General features: G+C 34.2%; 18 protein-coding genes. 9 read left to right on the top strand and 9 right to left on the bottom strand.

Going from position 1 to position 18,902, the window contains the following annotated elements:
* Positions 1 to 26: 26 nt before the first annotated feature.
* Genes OQK60_RS00750 through OQK60_RS00735 form a run of 4 tightly spaced genes read left to right on the top strand, consistent with a single transcriptional unit; the run spans position 27 to position 3,874 of the window.
* Positions 27 to 698 carry an SPOR domain-containing protein gene (locus tag OQK60_RS00750; protein ID WP_297683086.1) on the top strand — a complete coding sequence of 224 codons (672 nt, stop codon included), beginning with the start codon at positions 27 to 29 and terminating at the stop codon, positions 696 to 698.
* A 44-nt stretch (positions 699 to 742) separates the two neighbouring features.
* A complete protein-coding gene (locus tag OQK60_RS00745) occupies positions 743 to 2,146 on the top strand; it encodes an anthranilate synthase component I family protein (RefSeq protein ID WP_297683084.1) in 1,404 nt (467 codons plus the stop codon).
* A 2-nt stretch (positions 2,147 to 2,148) separates the two neighbouring features.
* On the top strand, positions 2,149 to 2,949 hold the full coding sequence (locus OQK60_RS00740) for a shikimate dehydrogenase (RefSeq protein WP_297683082.1): 801 nt from the start codon (positions 2,149 to 2,151) through the stop codon (positions 2,947 to 2,949).
* A gap of 49 nt (positions 2,950 to 2,998) precedes the next feature.
* Positions 2,999 to 3,874, top strand: a complete 876-nt coding sequence (locus OQK60_RS00735; protein WP_297683080.1) for an alpha/beta fold hydrolase — start codon at positions 2,999 to 3,001, stop codon at positions 3,872 to 3,874.
* Here OQK60_RS00735 and OQK60_RS00730 read toward each other — a convergent pair.
* Genes OQK60_RS00730 through OQK60_RS00710 form a run of 5 tightly spaced genes read right to left on the bottom strand, consistent with a single transcriptional unit; the run spans position 3,819 to position 9,378 of the window.
* Complete coding sequence (locus OQK60_RS00730) at positions 3,819 to 6,299, bottom strand: MMPL family transporter (RefSeq protein ID WP_297683078.1); 2,481 nt, start codon at positions 6,297 to 6,299, stop codon at positions 3,819 to 3,821. The genes OQK60_RS00735 and OQK60_RS00730 overlap by 56 nt on opposite strands.
* 12 nt (positions 6,300 to 6,311) lie before the next feature.
* Positions 6,312 to 6,911 carry an ABC transporter substrate-binding protein gene (locus OQK60_RS00725; protein WP_297683076.1) on the bottom strand — a complete coding sequence of 200 codons (600 nt, stop codon included), beginning with the start codon at positions 6,909 to 6,911 and terminating at the stop codon, positions 6,312 to 6,314.
* A gap of 3 nt (positions 6,912 to 6,914) precedes the next feature.
* Positions 6,915 to 7,703, bottom strand: coding sequence for a VacJ family lipoprotein (locus OQK60_RS00720; RefSeq protein ID WP_297683074.1), 789 nt, complete (start codon positions 7,701 to 7,703; stop codon positions 6,915 to 6,917).
* A 2-nt stretch (positions 7,704 to 7,705) separates the two neighbouring features.
* Positions 7,706 to 8,275 (bottom strand): recombination mediator RecR, encoded by a 570-nt coding sequence (gene recR, locus OQK60_RS00715; protein WP_297683072.1) that lies wholly within the window; start codon positions 8,273 to 8,275, stop codon positions 7,706 to 7,708.
* Complete coding sequence (locus OQK60_RS00710) at positions 8,275 to 9,378, bottom strand: MltA domain-containing protein (protein ID WP_297683070.1); 1,104 nt, start codon at positions 9,376 to 9,378, stop codon at positions 8,275 to 8,277. The genes recR and OQK60_RS00710 overlap by 1 nt, the downstream gene beginning before the upstream one ends.
* A 73-nt stretch (positions 9,379 to 9,451) precedes the next feature.
* Here OQK60_RS00710 and dnaJ point away from each other — a divergent pair, with 73 nt between their 5' ends.
* Entirely contained in the window at positions 9,452 to 10,579 is a 1,128-nt protein-coding gene (gene dnaJ / locus OQK60_RS00705) for a molecular chaperone DnaJ (RefSeq protein WP_297683068.1), read from the top strand.
* Positions 10,580 to 10,615: 36 nt separating this feature from the next.
* Positions 10,616 to 11,206 carry a class II aldolase and adducin N-terminal domain-containing protein gene (locus OQK60_RS00700; RefSeq protein ID WP_297683066.1) on the top strand — a complete coding sequence of 197 codons (591 nt, stop codon included), beginning with the start codon at positions 10,616 to 10,618 and terminating at the stop codon, positions 11,204 to 11,206.
* On the opposite strand, the gene OQK60_RS00695 is transcribed toward OQK60_RS00700, so the two are convergent.
* Together OQK60_RS00695 and OQK60_RS00690 are read right to left on the bottom strand one after the other, a co-directional pair.
* Positions 11,203 to 12,501 carry an adenosylmethionine--8-amino-7-oxononanoate transaminase gene (locus tag OQK60_RS00695; protein WP_297683064.1) on the bottom strand — a complete coding sequence of 433 codons (1,299 nt, stop codon included), beginning with the start codon at positions 12,499 to 12,501 and terminating at the stop codon, positions 11,203 to 11,205. The two genes, OQK60_RS00700 and OQK60_RS00695, sit on opposite strands and share 4 nt — an antisense overlap.
* A gap of 39 nt (positions 12,502 to 12,540) precedes the next feature.
* Positions 12,541 to 12,894, bottom strand: a complete 354-nt coding sequence (locus OQK60_RS00690) for a hypothetical protein (RefSeq protein ID WP_297683062.1) — start codon at positions 12,892 to 12,894, stop codon at positions 12,541 to 12,543.
* Positions 12,895 to 13,061: 167 nt separating this feature from the next.
* Here OQK60_RS00690 and OQK60_RS00685 point away from each other — a divergent pair, with 167 nt between their 5' ends.
* Genes OQK60_RS00685 through ftsZ form a run of 3 tightly spaced genes read left to right on the top strand, consistent with a single transcriptional unit; the run spans position 13,062 to position 17,011 of the window.
* Positions 13,062 to 14,525 carry a peptidylprolyl isomerase gene (locus OQK60_RS00685; protein ID WP_297683060.1) on the top strand — a complete coding sequence of 488 codons (1,464 nt, stop codon included), beginning with the start codon at positions 13,062 to 13,064 and terminating at the stop codon, positions 14,523 to 14,525.
* A complete protein-coding gene (gene ftsA / locus OQK60_RS00680) occupies positions 14,526 to 15,884 on the top strand; it encodes a cell division protein FtsA (protein ID WP_297683058.1) in 1,359 nt (452 codons plus the stop codon). It begins immediately after the preceding gene.
* Positions 15,885 to 15,895: 11 nt separating this feature from the next.
* Positions 15,896 to 17,011 (top strand): cell division protein FtsZ, encoded by a 1,116-nt coding sequence (gene ftsZ, locus OQK60_RS00675; protein ID WP_297683056.1) that lies wholly within the window; start codon positions 15,896 to 15,898, stop codon positions 17,009 to 17,011.
* Positions 17,012 to 17,030: 19 nt separating this feature from the next.
* Here the strand turns inward: ftsZ and OQK60_RS00670 are convergent, their stop codons facing one another.
* Positions 17,031 to 18,155 (bottom strand): multiheme c-type cytochrome, encoded by a 1,125-nt coding sequence (locus OQK60_RS00670; protein WP_297683054.1) that lies wholly within the window; start codon positions 18,153 to 18,155, stop codon positions 17,031 to 17,033.
* A gap of 79 nt (positions 18,156 to 18,234) precedes the next feature.
* Positions 18,235 to 18,867 carry a Crp/Fnr family transcriptional regulator gene (locus OQK60_RS00665; protein WP_297683052.1) on the bottom strand — a complete coding sequence of 211 codons (633 nt, stop codon included), beginning with the start codon at positions 18,865 to 18,867 and terminating at the stop codon, positions 18,235 to 18,237.
* Positions 18,868 to 18,902 lie beyond the last annotated feature (35 nt).

Here is an 18,902-nt window from a genome sequence, read left to right as displayed (position 1 = left end):
GACTAGACAATTAAAAGGGTGTAATTATGGAAGAAAAAAATGAACTAAATGATATTATATTAAACAAAGGTGGTTCGGCTGCTGGAAGTAAAAAAATTATTTTAGCAGTTGCTACCTTAGGTGTGATTTTAATTATTGTTGTAATGCTTATGAATACTCTTACTTCAACCGGCACAGACAATTTACCACAAGCTATTCTTCCTCCTGACCCGCAGACTAAGCAAGAGATAGCAGACGAAGAACCTCTGTTTGAAGAAGTACAAGTTGTACAAGAAAGCAATCAAAACAATGACTCTCTTGACAAAATTGCACAAAAATTAAAAGCAGAAAGCAACAAAGAAAAAACTGAATCTGCCATAACACAAGAAGCACCAAAAGAAGCTCCAAAAGCTGCTGTAAAAACAGCTGTGAAGAAAGTGGCTCCAAAAAGTGTTACTAAACCTGAAACAACTGCAACGGCAACTACCGGAAGTTACTATATTCAAGTAGGTTCTTTTGCAAGATATGAACCAAATAAGAAATTTCTAGACTCTATTCTTCGTCTAGGTTATAAATATAAATTTCACCAAGTAACAAATAATGGCAAAACACTAAACAAAGTTTTGGTTGGTCCATTTCCTAGCGAAGGTGAGGCAAGAGAAGCTTTAAGAAGTGTTAGAACTTCTATAGAAGCCGGTGCTTTTTTAACTAAAATATAAAATTTAGCTCCTTTTGTGGAGCAATTTCCTCAACAAGGTAACCTTTGATTTACTCTAAACAATTTTTTCAAGATCAACTAGCCCCTATTGCCGTTTATGCGAAATTAAAAACTATGTTTAATAATGAGATATCTTATCTGTTTGAAAGTGCAGGACAAAGCGAAGGAAACTATAGCTTTATCTGCATTGGGGCAAGAGAAAGACTTCAATACTTAGATAATAAAACCATATATACAGATGCCAGTGGCAACTCGTCAATCAAAGATGAATCACCTTTTACATTTTTAAAAAACTACTACAAAAACATAGATACATCAACATATAAAAAAGCTACAGCAGACTTAAAAGTCGGTTATGTTGATGGGTTTATCGGCTATATCGGGTATGATATGGTTAAAGTCTTTGAGCCAAAACTCAGCTCAAGTATGGAGGGATTAAAAGATGAACTTAATACTCCAGATTTGGATCTTATCCTTCCAAAAATAATCTTAGTATATTCTCATAAAAATCACCAACTTACACTTGTTAGCACCCTCTCTGAGATGAATGACAAGTTTGATATGATTGAAAATGAGTTAAAAGGCTCATATGAATATATTCCGATGAAGCATAATGTTGGAGATGACAAAGGTAGTTTCGCCCATACTAAAGAGCACTTTTTTAAGATGGTAGATGACTCTAAAGAGATGATAAAAAGCGGTGATGTTTTTCAGATTTTAATGACAAACCGCTTTACCAGAAATATCAAAGTTGACCCTTTTAGTTTCTACCGTATACTTAGAACTAAAAACCCTTCACCGTATATGTTTTTAATGGAGTATGAAGAGTTTAATATAGTCGGTTCTTCACCGGAGGTAATGGTAAGACTTACAGATGGTGAACTTCTTCTTCGTCCGATTGCAGGGACTAGAAAAAGAGGTGCTACAAAGCAAAGAGACTTAGAGCTTGAAGCTGAACTTTTAGCAGACCCTAAAGAGTTGGCAGAGCATCTTATGCTAATCGATCTTGGCAGAAATGATGTTAGTCGTGTAGCAAAGACCGGAACTGTTAAAGTTGAAGATATGATGCATATAGAGAGATTTTCTCATGTTATGCATATTGTCTCAGATGTAACAGCACAATTAGATGAAGATAAAGATATGTTTGATTTGTTTATGGCAACATTTACAGCAGGCACAATGACAGGTGCTCCAAAAATCAGAGCTATGGAGCTTATAGCAGAGTTTGAAGGGCTAAAAAGAGGTTTTTACAGTGGAAGCATAGGCTACTTCGGTTTTGATGGAAATATGGACAGCGCTATTACAATTAGAACTGCTATGGTAAAAGAGGATAAGGTTGTTTTACAAGCCGGTGCCGGTGTTGTTGCCGATAGTCAAAATGAGCTAGAGTATTTAGAAGTAAAAAATAAACTTGGTGCTCTAGTACACTCACTCGAAGACTTAGACTAAAAATGAAAAACAAAAAACTTTTTGCCATTTTTGGTGATCCTGTAGAGCACTCCCGTTCTCCGCTTATGCACAACTGTGTGTTTAAAAACCTAAATTACCCAGCCTGCTACACAAGAGTTCATTTAAAAGACGGCTCAAAACTCAAAGAGACTTTTCTTTCTCTTAAACTTAGCGGAGCGAATATAACTGTTCCACATAAAGAAGCTGCATATGAGGCTTGTGATGAAGTCAGAGGTTTTGCAAAAACTGTAGGCGTTGTCAACACCATCATAAATGAAAACGGCAAACTTGTCGGCTACAATACAGATGCAGATGGTTTTATGTTTGCTATAAAAGAATTTGGCAACATTAAAAAGATTTTACTGCTTGGAGCTGGGGGAACTGCAAAAGCACTGGCAAGCAGATTTGTACAAGACGACATAGATGTAACAGTTTTAAATAGAAGTGCTTCAAGACTTGAATATTTTAAAGATTTGGTATCTACATGTCACACTTGGGAGAGCTTTAAAGCAGAGAGATACGACCTTGTTGTTAACACTACGAGTGCCGGACTTAAAGATGAACAACTTCCTGCCCCCTCAAAGATAATACAAAAAGCTTTAGAAAACACATCATTTGCTGCAGATGCTATATATGGAAAACTAACACCATTTTTAAAACTTGCACAAGATAAAGGCATTACTTATAAAGACGGTGCTGATATGCTTTTAGGTCAAGGCGTCTTAGGAAATGAATTATTTACTAATCATGAATTAAAAATTGATGATATTAAAATCCATATGTCAAAGAGTTTTAAACTGTAAAATAAAATAGTTTTGCTATCACACATGTAATATCTAAAGGATTAAACATATGAGTAAAAACTTCATATCACTGCTTCTAAGTTTATTCATCACTTCAAATTCATATGCAAATGATAGAGAGAAATCTATTTGCGGTAGTTTTCAAGAGCCTTTTTTATTTTGGCTGTGGAGTTCTATGGCACCGAGTCCAGACAGCAGCAGAGTTGCCGACATAAAGTTTATAAAACCAAGCGAATTTAAGACATCTGATGAAAAGATACTCAGAGGTTACAAGTACATGTCAAATGACGGCTACAATAATACACCGCCAAAAGGCTATATCTTGGTTGTTATGGGAAATGCTATGGTTTCAGACCTTATGATAAAAGAGTTGAAAAAATTCTCCGAACATAATTATGATGTTTATGTTTACGACTACAGAGGTTATGCAAATTCTGAGGGAAACAGGCGAATCAATGCAATCATCCACGATCATAAAGAGATAGCAATACATCTAAACAAATCTTACAACAGAAAACTTCTTTACGGCACATCTTTAGGCGGAATGATTGTCTTAAATATGATTGGTTTGGATGTTGAATATGACGCGGCAGTCATAGACTCAGCCCCAAGTTTTCTATCTCCACACGGCTGTCCCAAGTCTATTGATCCAGTAGAAAATCTTCCCAAAGATGCTAGTAAAATACTTGTAATTACCGGAGAAAAAGATGAAATTCTTTCTAAAAGTATGACATCCCCATTAAGAGATATTGCGCAAAGCAGAGGTGCTGCTACATTTAATGGTGAGAATTATGCCCACCCTTTTCAAGATAAAAACAGAGAAATTTACAATCATCGTATGGAGCTGATTTTAAATCACCTTGATGCTACTAAACCCCAAACAGCAGAAGAAGCACAGGAAGCAGCAGTAAGTCCGCTACAATAGCCATAAGCATAGCCATCATAGTCAACAATCCAAAATAAATTGTCGGTATAAAGTTAGAAAGAACTAAAACAGAAAAACCCACCATAATAATCGTTGAAGTATAAAACATCGCTGTTCCTATGCTAGCGTGTGAGTTATACATTGCTTTTTTTGCATTACTGTGGTTTTTATGTTCCAAAGTAAAACGATGAATATAGTGTATGGTATCATCAACAGCAATCCCTATACTAATAGCAGCAATTGTAATAGTCATCATGTCTAATGGTATATTCATCCAACCCATAAATCCAAAAATAACACTTACAGGTATAGTATTGGCAATTATCGCCATTATCGCTATTTTTAGGTTTTGAAAAAGGACTAAAAACATAGCAAATAGGATAAGTACAACTATACCGATAGTTTTAATTTGCGATTCAAAAAGTGACTGAAGCATATTGTTATACATAATTAAAATATTTGATAATTTATGCTCTTCATACTCTGGGTTTAACATCTCAGTTAAATCTTGATTTATCTTTTTAATCAACTTATCTCTTTGCAAATTTTCCATGGAGTCAATTACTCTTGTACTTATTCGTACCTGATTATGCTCAATATCCATATATGGAGATAAAATTATTTTTCTATATTTCTGCGGTAACTCTTGATATAGAAGTGCTAGAGTCAAACTATCCGCTTCTTCTCCGTCATTTAGAACTTTAATAACTTCACCAATTGTAGCAAGCGATAAAACTTTACCAATCGGTTCAAGCGAATCAAGATAGTCATGAACTTTTGTAATCTTGTGCATTTTAGCTTGAGTGAACCAATACTGCTCTTTGTCACTCTCTGTCTCTGCAAACTCATCTGCAAACTCATCTAATTCATTAGCTTCTTCTTGTACGACTTCTACAGACTCAACTACATCACTACCCTCTTTAAATGTCAAGATAATATCAAGTGGAGATGTTCCACCAAGTTTTTGGTCTATAACTGCCATTCCTTGATAAATCTGTGTATCTTTTTTAAAATAATCAATAAAACTGTTTTCTACTCTAAGCTGAGTGGCCCCAGTTATAGAAAAGATTACAACAAAAAATGTCATTATAAGTATTGTTTTTTTATAACCAAATGCTACATCAGCAACTCTGGTGGTAAAGGGTACTTTATTTGAATCATCGTCTTTTAATTCACTTTTATCGAAGAAACTCAATGTAATTGGAAACAAAATAAAGGTAAGCAGAAGTGACACAATAATACCAACGCTCATCATCCAGCCAAAATTTATGACTGGAAGGATATTACTAAAGACTAAAGAACTAAATCCGGCAATAGTCGTAATCACCACAAAAAATGATGGTTTTGACATAGAAACAACCGTATTTACAACCAACTGCTCTTGTGTGTCATTTTTATTTTTAGCATGTAGTTCTTTGTACTTTATTATGAGATGCACAACCAGTGACATGTTCATAATCAGCTGAAGCGAAATAAAGTTTGATGATACAACTGTAATCTCCCAACCAAAAAAACCAAGAAGTCCGCTTGTAATAACTAAAGAAAATGTACAAATAAAGAGAGCTATAGCTACCCATTTTATTTCTCTAAGTAAAATATACAAAATAAATATCAATAACCCGACAATAACAAATCCAAAAGTTTTCAAATCATACTTTACAAACTCAACCATATCATCAGCTATCATATCCACTCCACCCAAATGGAGTTGTATATTTTTATTTTTATCTGAAAATGTTTTGAGTATTTCTCGTACTTTAACAATTGAACTATGGTTTTGCGCTCTTAAAAAATCTCTATATGTTTTGAGTAGTATCTCTGCTTTTTTAAAGCTTTCTTTCTCTGATACAGTTAATTCTCTTTGCTTTTTAAGTTTTACATACTTGTCTCTATTGTCAATAAGATTAAAGTACTTTTCATCTCGTTTTAAATTAACTGATATTGCTGTCGTTTTAAAATCTTCACTGACTAAATTCTTTTTATATATTGCACTCTTTAAAAATTCTTCTTTAACTAGAGCTTTGTTTATGTTTGGAGACTCAAGTGTAGGAATATCTTTTACCAATTCCTTAACCGGTCTTGGCGGTGACTGCAAAAGAGGAACATTAACTATTGAGTTTGTTGATTCCACAATCTCAATAGTTTCTATCTGCTGACTTAGTGTTTTTATATTTTGTATGTTTTTTTCACTTAGAAGGTCATCTTCAACAGTGTAAGTTACAACTAAAATAGATGGTGCTTCAAATCGTTTTGATATTTCTCTTGAGAACTCTAAATCTTTGTCACCCTCAAGCAATAGTGTTTCAGCACTTGCATCAATTTCCAGCTTCATCGCTGAAAAAGCCATCAAGACTATAAAAACAGTCATAAATGACAAAATAATTTTTGGATATTTTAAAATATAGTTTAAATATAAATTTTTCAATCTGTTTATCTGTTATTTCTCGACTAAGACAGCCATAAGTTCATGTATACTTTTTGTTTGTAAAAACTCTTTAAATTGGGCTTTATCCGCTTTTAAAATACTAACGCCTTTTATCTCTACATCATAAACAAGCCAAGTATCTTTTTGGCTTATTGGCTTTTTGGGCTTATAATATTTATATACTATTTCAAGACTCTCATCGTTACCAATTAAATCAGTTACTAGAGCTATTCTATTATCTTTTGGCTGCTCTATTTTTTTTACTTCAACTTTTTCATTATTGTAAGAATCAACTTTTGAAGAGTATGACTTCTCCATTCTCTCAACATAAAGATTTACAAATTTCTTTTGATCTTCGCTATCTAAAGTTCTCCATATTTTTCCAAGGCTTAGCTTTGCCATAAGTTCAAAATCAAACATTGGGGTCAAAACATTAATGATATTAGCATTTCTTTGCTTTTTTGAAAGGCTTTTGTCTTCAACTATTAAAATAACTTTATCTATGTTGGTTAAGAAACGCTCTTTTACATCATCTTGTTCATTCGCTCCTAAACTTTGCGTAAATATCAACATCGCGCTCACAAATAAAATCTTTTTTAATATTGTTTTCATCATCTATTCCTCGATTTGCTTATCTCTGTATTGTTCATATAAATCTCTTAAATATGGATAAAGATCCACTGCATCTTGTTTGAGTTTATCATATCTCTCCATATTAAGTGAAGCATAATTTACTTTCTCGACCGACTTTACACCTAAGTATTCTGCCACTGTGTCTGTTAAGGTCCAATAACTTCTCTCAGTATAGTCAATTGGAGTTAATAATGAATCAGGGTAAAGGCTTATCGTATCTCTTAAATTAGATGGCCCTATGAAAGGCAAAACTATATGCGGTCCACTACCTGCACCATAAAACCCGAGGGTCTGTCCGAAATCTTCTTCATGAGCTTGGAGTCCAAACTTGGATTTTGCAGGATCAAAAAGCCCTAAAATACCGACTGTAGAGTTTATAACAAATCTTCCGGTCTCTTCTGCAGAGTTTTTAAATTTACCCTGAAGTGCATTGTTCACAACTCGCATTGGAAAATAAAGGTTATGAAAAAACTTTTGTACGCTCATTCTTATCTCTTCATGGAACAGATATCTATAACCCTGTGCTACGGGCTTAAAGACATATTCATATGCACCGTCATTAAAGCTAGTCATAGATCTGTTATATCCGCTAAAGGGATCATAAACTTCTTTTACTTGCATTTCTTCTGCGAATTCATCAAGTTCATCATCTGCATCACTACTTACTTCTTCACTCAAAACCGGTTTTTGCGGCTCTTCAACACTTTGAGAGATACATCCACTAAAACCAAAAACCATAAAAACCATAAAAATCAAACCAGCTAACTTCACTCTTAAACCTTTACTCTATCTTCTAATGCTCTAGTTAATGAGAGCAAATCCACATTTTCCAAACTAACCCCGGTTGGTACGCCTTGAGCTATTCTTGTATAGTTAATATCATAATCACTCAATTTGTCTTCAATAAATAACATTATAGCATCATTTGCAATAGACGGCGTTAAGGCAAAAACAATTTCGCATACGCCATTGTTTGCCGCTTTTTGTAAACCTGAAAAATCCAACTCTTCTAAAGACTCCAACACAAAGTATTTACCGCTAAAGAGCCCATTGTCTTCTAAAAGTAATATATCTTTTGCATTTTCAACTATACAAAGGAGTGTTTCGTCTCTGCTTTCATCACAGCAGATAAAACATAGTTCATCTTCACTCATGCCGCCGCAGGAACTACACTTTCTTAAACATCCCAAAGCCTCTTCAATAGCATGAGAAACCTTCATACCTACAAAAGTATCTTTCATAAGCATATGGTATGCTAATCTAGTAGCTGATTTTTTACCGACCGTCGGCAACTCCTGCAACGCATCTACAAGCTTGTTGAACTTATCTAACGAGCCTTGCATCAATTTATCTCATCTTTTATATCTTTTGGAAGCAGTATCCATAGTCTTAGAGGTGCTTTTAATTTTCCGGCTATCTCTCTTGCTTTTTCTCCATAACCACAAAACATATCTGCTCTAACACTTCCCTTTATAGCTCCACCGGTATCTTGTGCAACAACAAGCCTGCTTACATTTTTATTATCGATATCAGCATCTAGGTACAACATACTACCAAGCGGTATATACTCTCTGTCTACTGCCACTGAACGATCAGGTGTGAGTTCAAGCCCAAGCGAACCTGTTGCAGCTTGATCTTTTTGTCTGAAAAAGACCATTGATTTGTTATAGTTTAAAACTTCATCAACTCTATGAGGATTAGCGTCAAACCACGCTCTAATACTCTGCAGTGATATTTCTTCTAAAGGAATCTCACCAATCTCTACTAAATATTTTCCTATCGATTTGTATCTGTGTCCATTTTGATTATCATAACCTACAAAAATAGTTTTTCCATCTTCAAGTGTCACCCTTCCGGAACCCTGCACTTCTAAAAAGAAAAGATCCACTTTAGAATCTGTATAGCATATTATTTCAGCATCCAATGCTTTTTCAACTGCCTCTTGTCTATCATAATATGGGATTATTTTATTGCCCTCTAATTTGCCTCTTAGTCTAAGACTTTTAAGTTCTGGATACTGTTCGCCCAGATCAATAACAAACATGTCATTTGGAGTAGCATATATAGGATACACAAATGGTTCTTTTTTTATAAGAGACCCATTTAATTGCGGTTCATAATAACCAGTCAGCAGTCCATCTTCTTCAAAACTTTCAGTACTTATTTTATATGGTATAAACTCATCTAAAATAAACTTTTTAGGGTCTGATGTCTGCACGGCATCTCTACATAGTTCTTTATATATCTTTTTTGTTTTAGAACTTGCACAGTTGTTTATAAAAGAGTTGAGAGCCGCAGAGTAATTCTCATCTTCGAAGTTTGGCAACTCACTGAAATCGCTCTTTACAAGATGTGTTTTAGGCATATCAAAAAACAGAACTTGAGGTTCTTTTGAACATCCAACAAAAAACATAATAAAAGTTAAAAATAGTAGATTATATTTCATAAGTGTGATTATACATATATTAAATTAAAAACGATATAATTGCGAAAATTATTATTAGGGTATTAAATATAATATGCAAGATTTAAGCTATTACGAAATATTAGAAGTCTCAAGAGACGCAGACAAAACAACTATCAAAAAAGCATATAGAGCTATGGCAAAAAAATATCATCCGGATAAAAATTCCGGAAATACAGAAGCTGAGCACAAGTTCAAATTATGTAATGAAGCTTACCAATGTCTAAGTGATGATAAACAAAGAAGTATCTATGACCGCTATGGAAAAGAAGGCTTGCAAGGTATGGGTGGCGGCGGCCGCCGTTCATCCGGTGGTTTTGATGATTTAGGCTCAATGTTTGAAGAGATGTTTAGTGGTTTTGCCGGCGGTGGTTCTCGTCGTCGCCAAAATCCGACAGATATGGAAAAGTACAATCTGGATATGAATGTTGACATGTATCTTAGTTTCAATGAAGCTATTTTCGGATGTGAAAAAGACATAGAATTTACATATAAAAACGCTTGTAAGCCTTGTAATGGCACTGGCGCAAAAGACGGAAAACTCTCTACATGTAAGCAGTGTAATGGACAAGGTCAAGTTATGATGCAACAAGGCTTTATGACTTTTTCTCAAACATGTCCTGCATGTCATGGAGTCGGAAGTGCATCTACAGCATCTTGTAAAAGCTGTGACGGCACTGGGTATAATGAAGAAAGAGGCAATGTAACCGTTAAAATTCCAAAAGGTATTGATGATGGAAACCGCCTTAGAGTCTCCGGCAAAGGAAATATTGGAAAACGAGGGACTAGAGGTGATCTTTATGTTACTTTTAGCGTAAAACCCGACAAACATTTTCAAAGAGAAGGCAATGATGTTTACATCGCTATTCCTGTATTTTTCACACAGGCAGTCTCGGGTGAAACTCTGACTATCCCTTCTCTTACAGGTGAGTTGGAACTTAAACTTGATATTGGTACAAGAGATAAGCAGCACTTCACTTTTAGAGGTGAAGGTATAGAAGATGTTCACGGGCACGGAAAAGGAAACTTAATCGCTCAAGTAAACATAACTTATCCAAAAAAGCTAAATGATGAACAAAAAGAACTTCTAGAAAAACTTCAAGCATCATTTGGTATAGAATCAAAACCTCATGAGAGTGTACTAGACTCAGCCATTGACAAGATGAAAAGCTGGTTTAACTAAAATATTCGTTAACTAAACAGACAATAAAGGCTAATTATGAACAGAGACCATCTCAAAAATAAACTATCTACTTTAGCCCTTTCTATGTTTAGAAAAGACTTCTTTGGTATTTATCATGGTTCTATCTCAGCAAAAACTGAATCAAACCGTTTTATTATAAACACCAAAGAAGCTATTTTTGATGCGATTGATGATAGCAACCTTATAGAGCTGTACTTTAAAAAAGATTACAGATGGAATCAAGCCAGTATTGATTCAAACATTCATTACAGTATCTACTCACAAATATCTGATGCAAAATTTATCTGTTTTAGCATGCCTCCTTTTACAACAGCATACTCTCTAGAACATAACATCATAACTCCTAAAGATTACTTTGGTTTTAAAGAGATAGGTTCTATTGAAATAGTAGACCCTAAACAGTTTGAAGATTGGTATGAAAGAGCACAGAGCGAGATTGCTTACTATTTTCAAAGTAAAAAAACGGATATCATGGTTATTAAAGGCTATGGTGTTTACACTTTTAACAGAGATATACATGAGATGGCCAAAAAGATTGCCATATTGGAAAAAAGCTGTAGATTACTACTTTTAGATTACAGTAAAAATGACACTGCCTTTGACTAAGGTAGTAGTTTTATAGCCTCGTAAGCAGTGTCCATCATCTTGTCTATCTCTTCATTTGTAATTATATACGGCGGCATAAAGTAGACTATATGTCCAAGCGGACGAAGCAAAACTCCATTATTAAGTCCGTATTGATAAACTTTAAGCCCTATTCTCTGCTGGGAGGTATAACCTTTAAGTTCAACCGCACAAATCATCCCGGTCTGTCTAATTGAGGCAACATTTTGAAGCTCTTTAAACTTTTGCAGTTTATCGCCCATATATTTAGAGATTTTTCTATTTTCTTCTATAACATTATCTCTCTCAAATATGTCAAGAGTGGCATTCGCCGCAGCACAAGCAAGAGCATTGCCAGTATAAGAGTGAGAGTGTAAAAATGCCTTATGTTCATTATAATCACAATAAAACTTTGCGTACATGTCATTGGTCGTTAGAACTACTGAAAGCGGTAAATATCCACCGGTTAGACCTTTTGAAAGAACTATAAAGTCAGGTGTTATGTTAGCTTTTTGACATGCAAAAAGCTCCCCTGTCCTACCAAAGCCAACCATAACTTCATCGGCTATAAGGTGGACATCATATCTGTTACAAATATCACGAACAAGAGACAAAAATTCAGGACTGTACATGTGCATATATCCTGCACCCTGCACAAGCGGTTCCAAGATAATCGCACTTATCTCATCTGCTTTGTTTTTACAAAGTTTTTCAAACTCAGATGCTGCTTCTCTTGCAGACTCTACACTCATGTCTTTTGGAACCGGTGTCTGAATAGTCTCTATCAAAAGTGGTGCATAAGTATCTTTATATAGTTCAACATCACCTACACTTAGTGCACCGATAGTCTCTCCATGATATGAGTTAGTTAGTGAAACAAAAATTCTTTTCTTTTTTCCATCATTTTTATGAGCATGAAAACTCATCTTTAAAGCCACTTCAACGGCACTTGAACCATTATCTGCATAGAAACATTTCTCAAGTCCCTCAGGTGTTAGTTTTACTAACCTCTCAGAGAGTCTTACAACAGGTTCATGTGTAAAGCCGGCTAGTATTACATGCTCAAGTGTATCTAACTGCTCTTTTATTTTTTCATTTATGTATCTGTTTGTGTGGCCAAAAATATTAACCCACCAACTACTAACAGCATCTATGTAAGTATTGCCTTCAAAATCTTCCAAATAGACTCCGTAGGCTTTTTTAATTGGAGTTAAAGGAAGTGTTTCGTGGTCTTTCATCTGAGTACACGGGTGCCACAAGACATCAAGGTCTCTGTTTTTTAATTCTAAATTATTCATATTGGCATCCATTGTACAGGAACTGAGTGCTTATGTCAACTACTCTTTATTGTCAACCAAGGCTTTATACTCTTCGGTAAGTTCTAATTTTGTACATTCAAGAAGCCCGTAAAGATCCATCTCTATACCACTTACATGACAAATTTCAGCTCCTTGTTCATCTAAAAAAACAAATTTTTCAAAACTATGATCACTCTTTTTAATGTACTTTGAATAAACAACAAAAACTGCATTTTTTATATCCGGTTTTTTGTCACATACACTCAAATATTTTTTGCATAATTTATTAACTTTTCTAATTTCCAAAACATCAGATTGTATAGTATTGAGTAAAATTTTTGGTAATTTAGGCAATACCTCTTCAATATTCTCATATTTTTCTACACTATTCATAGCCCGTCCTTTTTTTACTCTATCTTGGTGATTCTACTACTTTTTATTTTACAGTTTACTTAACATATAAATATCAACTGTTTCATAAAGTTTAGCAGTACTTTATCAAGGTTTAATACGAATTTACATAAAATTACAAAAATATCGTACATAAGGTTATAAACTAGATGATTACATGGATGCAAAGACACAAAAAATATTTAATAATAACTATTTGGATTTCTACTATTGCTTTCGTTGGAGCAGGCTTTGTTGGCTGGGGTCAGTACAGCTATGGAGATAAAGCCGGAGCAGTTGCAAAAGTTGGAACTGTTGAGATAACTATGGGTGAACTTCAAAAAAGTTATTCAAATCTTTATAACCAGTATAGCCAAATGTTTCAGGGAGAATTTGATGAAGAAAAAGCAAAAAGCTTTGGTCTTCAATCTCAAGCTCTAAAACATTTAACACAGCAAGCACTTATACTAAACCTTGCCAAATCTTATGACCTTCAAGTTAGTGATGCTGAACTTTTAGCTGAGATTCAAAAGCAAGATTACTTTTTTAAAGACGGTGTTTTTGATAAAGAGACATATAAAAGTATTCTTTCTAGAAACAATCTTAGCCTTAAAGAGTATGAAGCTGATGTGAAAAAAGAGTTATTAATCAAAAAAACTCTTAATCTTATCCCAATCAACACCAATGATTCAGAGTTAAAAACCATGGAAATTGTGTCTAATATTGCAGACAAAATAAACTATAAAGTTTTGCACACAGATCAAATCAATGTAGATACATCAGATGAGTTTGTAAAACCTTTTTGGGAGAAGATGCAACATAACTTTATGACTGAAGTTGCTTACGATGTAAAATATATCATTCAAGCTGCAATTACTCAAGATTACGATGATTTTAAGTTAAACGAATACTACAACGATAACAAAACTCATTTTAAAGATTCTGAAGGCAAAATCCTAGCTTTTGAAAATGCTAAAGACAAAGTAATCCAAGAATTAAACGATAAAGAGACAAAAAAAGAAGCTTTAAGATCATATATATCGTATAAAAAAGGAAACTTAGAAAATGCCGATATAAAAATAGCGACTATATCTGCTTCAAATAATCCTTTTGGTGATGAAGTTCTTGAAGCTCTTTCAAAACTAACACCGGTATCTCCATATTTAAAACCAATCTTGGTAAATGGAAAGTATTTTACTTTTGAGCTTGTCAAAACTAACCCGGCACAACCAAAAACTTATGAGCAAGCTAAAGCTGATGTTATACCTCTATATACAAATGAACAAAAAAGAGCTAAGATAACAGAACTGGCAAAAAATTCTGTTGCTACATTTATTGGAGAAACAACCGATTTTATAACAAGCCATGATACTGAGAAGCTAACAAACATAAGCACGAATGATGCAAAGGAGTTTTTGACTATCCTTTTTACTGCTCAGGAGAAAAGAGGATTCATTGCATTAGAGAGTGGGAATGTTGTTATGTATAACATATTGGAACAAAAACTGCTTAATAAAACTAACATTAATCAGGACAATCCAATTGTTAGATTAAAGAGTGCTATGTTTAACGAAGGTTTGATTAAAAAACTTCAAAACAAGTACAAAACAGAGATTTTTATCCAAGGACTCTAAGTGAGTAGAACTGTTTTAGCCATTGATATTGGTTCGACAAAAATATGTGCGATTATCGCTGAGATAGCTGATGATAACTCAATAGCTATAACAGGTGCTGGAACTTCAAAGGCTCAAGGCCTTAAAAAAGGAAGCATAACAAATATAGAGTTAGCTTCTAAATCTATTAAAGCTGCTCTTGTTGATGCAAAAAGAATATCCGGAAGTGATGTTAAAACTGCTATAGTCTCCATATCCGGTGCTTACACAAAAAGTCTGAACTCCAACGGAATCGTAAATATTCAAAATAAAGAAGTTAGCTTTAAAGAGATAGAAAGAGTCATGCAAACTTCTCTATACAATGCTAACATTCCAAATGAGTATGATGTTTTACATGCTCTGCCTTATAACTTTAAAGTAGATGACCAAGACTTCATAGAAGACCCTCTTGGGATGAATGCTTCAAGACTTGAAGTTGACACACACATAATAACAACACAAAAATCAAATTTAAACAATCTTAAAAAAGCTGTACGCGGTGCCGGCATAGAGGTTGAAAATGTAGTTCTTAATGGTTATGCTTCTTCTATTGCTACACTAAATGATGATGAAAAAGAGCTAGGTGTTGCTATCATAGACATGGGTGGTAATACAAGTAACATTACGATACACTCGGGTAACTCTATTAGATATAACGATTTCTTAGGTGTTGGTTCTAATCATGTAACGAGTGATTTATCTATGGCGCTTCACACACCTCTAAATGTTGCAGAGAGCGTAAAGTTAAACTACGGTTCACTACTGACTCCTAGTAGTGATTTAATCGAACTTCCTATCATAGGAGACGAGAATACGACTCATGAAGTGTCTCTTGAAGTAGTTCATAATGTAGTGTTTGCAAGAGTTGAAGAGACTCTTATGATTTTGGCTCAGTTTATTGAAAATAGCGGCTTAAAAAACAACATAGGTGCCGGAGTTGTTTTAACTGGTGGCTTTTCACAGATGGAAGGGATGAGAGACCTCGCAATAGCAACTTTTGGTTCCGTGCCTGTTCGTTTAGCAAAACCTAAAGAGATGGATGGACTCTTTGACAACCTTCGTTCACCTGAATACTCAAGTGCTATCGGGCTTGTCATGTATGCTGCATCTTCATATACTCAATATGAGATAGATGTAAATAAAAAAGTAAGACATACAAACGAGACACCAATGCAAGACAGTAGCATAGACCTTACTGAGGACCCTGAACTGCCGTCTTATGAGACACAAGAAAACAGTAAAGTAGAAAAAATGGTTACTCTTGCATCTAAAAAAGATAAAAAGAGTGATGAAGCGGGTACATTTAGTAAATTTTGGAACTGGGCAACTCAGTTATTTTAAGGAGAGAGATTATGGAAGCATTTTTAGTTGAAGAAGCAAGCATTGCAAGTGGAGCAAGAATTGTAGCTGTTGGTGTTGGCGGCGGTGGCGGTAATATGATTGGTCATATGGTTAACGAAAGCATTACCGGCATTGAGTTAATAATGGTAAATACTGATGCCCAAGCTTTAAATGATGCTTCTGTCACAACTATCCAAATCGGCAGCAAACTAACTAAAGGGCTTGGTGCCGGCATGAAACCGGATATCGGTAAAGAGTCTGCGTTAGAAAATTACGATGAGATCAGAAATGCTCTTGAAGGTGCTGATATAGTATTTATCTCTGCTGGACTTGGTGGCGGTACTGGTACAGGGGCTGCTCCTGTTGTTGCAAAAATAGCTAAAGAGATAGGTGCCTTAACTATCTCTATCGTAACAAAACCTTTTATGTTTGAAGGTCCAAAAAGAACTAAACTTGCTAAAGATGGTCTAGAAGAGCTTAAAAAAGAGAGTGATTCTATTGTTGTTATTCCGAATGACAAACTTCTATCAATTATCGATAGAAAACTTGGTATCAAAGACAGTTTTAAAATCGTTGATGCTGTATTAGCTCAAGCTGTTAGCGGAACATCCGGTGTTATTTTATCTAATGGTATCAATGACATCAACCTTGACTTTGCCGACTTACAAACTGTTATGAGTCATAGAGGTATGGCACTTATGGGTGTTGGTGAACATGAAGGTGAAAACGCAGCTTATGAAGCTATTAAAGCAGCTATTGAGTCTCCTCTACTAGACAACATGTCAATCAATGGAGCGATGGGTGTGTTAGTACATTTTAGTATGCATCCGAACTTTCCAATGATGGAAACATCTGAGGCTATGATTGTAGTACAAGAGAGTGCTCATGAAGATGCAGAAGTTATATTTGGAACTTCTACTGATGAGACACTTCCTGAGAATTATGTAAAAATAACTATTGTTGCAACCGGTTTTGAAAAAGATTTAAACGCTGGCACTAACAATGGAGACTTTGTAAGTGAAACTCCTTCACCTGTAACAAAAATTCGTCCAAGATTGGTAATGAATGGAGATTTTGATGATAACCATTTAGATATACCTTCTTATATGAGACAACAACAAGACTAACACTCAAAATATAGTTTTTTTAAAAACTATATTTTTCTGTCTTCATAACTCTAAACTTTGTTAGTTCCTTATTATCTTCAATCCCAAGCTTTTTAGCACCATTGTCAGATATTCTCTGTACTCCTAAAGTAAGCGTAACTACATCCCCTGCTTTTATTGCCTGCTCAAACACAACATTTCTCTTAGCATAAATAAGAGTGTCTTTAATAGCCTCGTTTGCATCCCATGGCATTACTTCTTTACCGTCTTTTGCCAGTATTCTTTCAAATATGAATGGTTCAAGTTCTATAGTCTTACCATTTCTTTTAATCTCTGCTTTTAATATTCCTTGTCTAAATGCTTGTCCAAACAGTGCATGATTAGATTTATTTATAACTTCTACATTAAAATTATTGTTTGTCTTTGAAATTTTAAAGTCTATATGCTCACCCATTTTCTTTTGTTTATGATATATACCTGCTATGCCGTGGTAAGCATGTGTTTTTGTTTCATGAATTGTAACCTTGGTTCCAAGTACTTGAGGCATATGACATGTCACACATGTGTTTTCATCTTTGTCACTGATAGCAGCGTCAAGCATCGTTATATCAAAGCTATGCTCATTGTTGGTATGCGAATGACAACCCATACATACATTACCGCTGTAGTAGTTTTCATTGTCATAATCAATTTTATGAAAAGGCGAACTTTTAGATTCTTTTACAAGTCCAAACCATGATGTCTCAGTTTTATACTCAGCTTTACCTTTTATGCCTTTTTCAGCCGTATAATATTCTCTCTTTTTACCATTGCTTATGTTTGTATTTGAGCTATCACCTTCTTCTACATCTTTAATCGTATGACAATATGTACAAGAAATCGGCTCTTGAGTTTGTATATCGTTTTCTGTAAGCTTACCGGTTTGCAAAGACTCTAAATCACTAGGAGAGTGGCACTTTGCACATGTATATCCTTTTTCATCTTTAGGGTGCTTATCCCACATAGCTTTATGAATAGGGTTATTATATACAGAGGCTTTACGATGAGATGATTCATAATATTCTGAATATATTATTGGATGGCACTTTTGGCAAACCTTACTTTCATTCGCTTGAAGTGAATTTACTAGCAGCATTGTAGATATTATTAAAAATATATTGCGCATATTTTCTCCATAATTAAAATTGTCGTATTTTAACTAAGAGAGTGGATTGTTGAGTTGATATAAGTCAGTTATATGATATTTATTCGAAAAATTTAACTAATGCATCTTTATCTATAAATTTTGTTTTTACATTGATGATATCGTGGTCTTTAAAAAACTTTAAAATTCTAGAGAGTGTCTCTGGAGAAACACCAAGTATCTCTGCTATTTCTATATTTTTTGTTTCAAAAAAGTCATCTGCATGATTATGAATATACTTTGCTACTCTCTCTTTTGAATCTAAAACTAAATTTGTAGATATAATATTTTCAAGATTTTTAATCTTTTTTATAAGCGATACTTGAATGTTAAATGCCATATTTGGATTAGTTACAATAATCTCTTTTAGTTTTTCAAAGTCAATTTTTAAAACTTCAACATCACTATATGCTTTTGCAGTAGCAGGATAAGGAATATCTTCAAAGTTTGCAACTTCACCTATAAGTTCATTTTCGTGAAAATATTTTAACACAATCTCTTTGTGGCTTGATGATGTCTTGTATAGTTTTATAACACCTTTAACCAATAGATATAAGTATTTTGATTCATCCCCTTCATAAAAAACTATATTATCTTTAGATATCTTATGAACAGTTGTAAAGCCTTCTATCTTATTAATCGTATCTTCGTCTATATTATTAAATAGAACTGTTTTTTTTAACTGTGATTTCATTTTATTATTTTAAAAACCTCATCATAATTTATATA

The sequence above is a fragment of the Sulfurimonas sp. genome, from assembly GCF_026196735.1.
GTDB lineage: Bacteria > Campylobacterota > Campylobacteria > Campylobacterales > Sulfurimonadaceae > Sulfurimonas.
This window is presented reverse-complemented; position numbering and strand designations above follow the sequence as displayed.

Excerpts from the sequence above, each read along its gene's own strand:
- OQK60_RS00695 (WP_297683064.1), bottom strand. The coding sequence starts at position 12,501 with ATGAATAATTTAGAATTAAAAAACAGAGACCTTGATGTCTTGTGGCAC.
- dnaJ (WP_297683068.1), top strand. The coding sequence starts at position 9,452 with ATGCAAGATTTAAGCTATTACGAAATATTAGAAGTCTCAAGAGACGCA.
- recR (WP_297683072.1), bottom strand. The coding sequence starts at position 8,275 with ATGCAAGGCTCGTTAGATAAGTTCAACAAGCTTGTAGATGCGTTGCAG.
- OQK60_RS00710 (WP_297683070.1), bottom strand. The coding sequence starts at position 9,378 with ATGAAATATAATCTACTATTTTTAACTTTTATTATGTTTTTTGTTGGA.
- OQK60_RS00725 (WP_297683076.1), bottom strand. The coding sequence starts at position 6,911 with ATGAAAACAATATTAAAAAAGATTTTATTTGTGAGCGCGATGTTGATA.
- OQK60_RS00750 (WP_297683086.1), top strand. The coding sequence starts at position 27 with ATGGAAGAAAAAAATGAACTAAATGATATTATATTAAACAAAGGTGGT.
- OQK60_RS00670 (WP_297683054.1), bottom strand. The coding sequence starts at position 18,155 with ATGCGCAATATATTTTTAATAATATCTACAATGCTGCTAGTAAATTCA.
- OQK60_RS00690 (WP_297683062.1), bottom strand. The coding sequence starts at position 12,894 with ATGAATAGTGTAGAAAAATATGAGAATATTGAAGAGGTATTGCCTAAA.
- ftsZ (WP_297683056.1), top strand. The coding sequence starts at position 15,896 with ATGGAAGCATTTTTAGTTGAAGAAGCAAGCATTGCAAGTGGAGCAAGA.
- OQK60_RS00735 (WP_297683080.1), top strand. The coding sequence starts at position 2,999 with ATGAGTAAAAACTTCATATCACTGCTTCTAAGTTTATTCATCACTTCA.
- OQK60_RS00665 (WP_297683052.1), bottom strand. The coding sequence starts at position 18,867 with ATGAAATCACAGTTAAAAAAAACAGTTCTATTTAATAATATAGACGAA.
- OQK60_RS00685 (WP_297683060.1), top strand. The coding sequence starts at position 13,062 with ATGATTACATGGATGCAAAGACACAAAAAATATTTAATAATAACTATT.
- OQK60_RS00700 (WP_297683066.1), top strand. The coding sequence starts at position 10,616 with ATGAACAGAGACCATCTCAAAAATAAACTATCTACTTTAGCCCTTTCT.
- OQK60_RS00740 (WP_297683082.1), top strand. The coding sequence starts at position 2,149 with ATGAAAAACAAAAAACTTTTTGCCATTTTTGGTGATCCTGTAGAGCAC.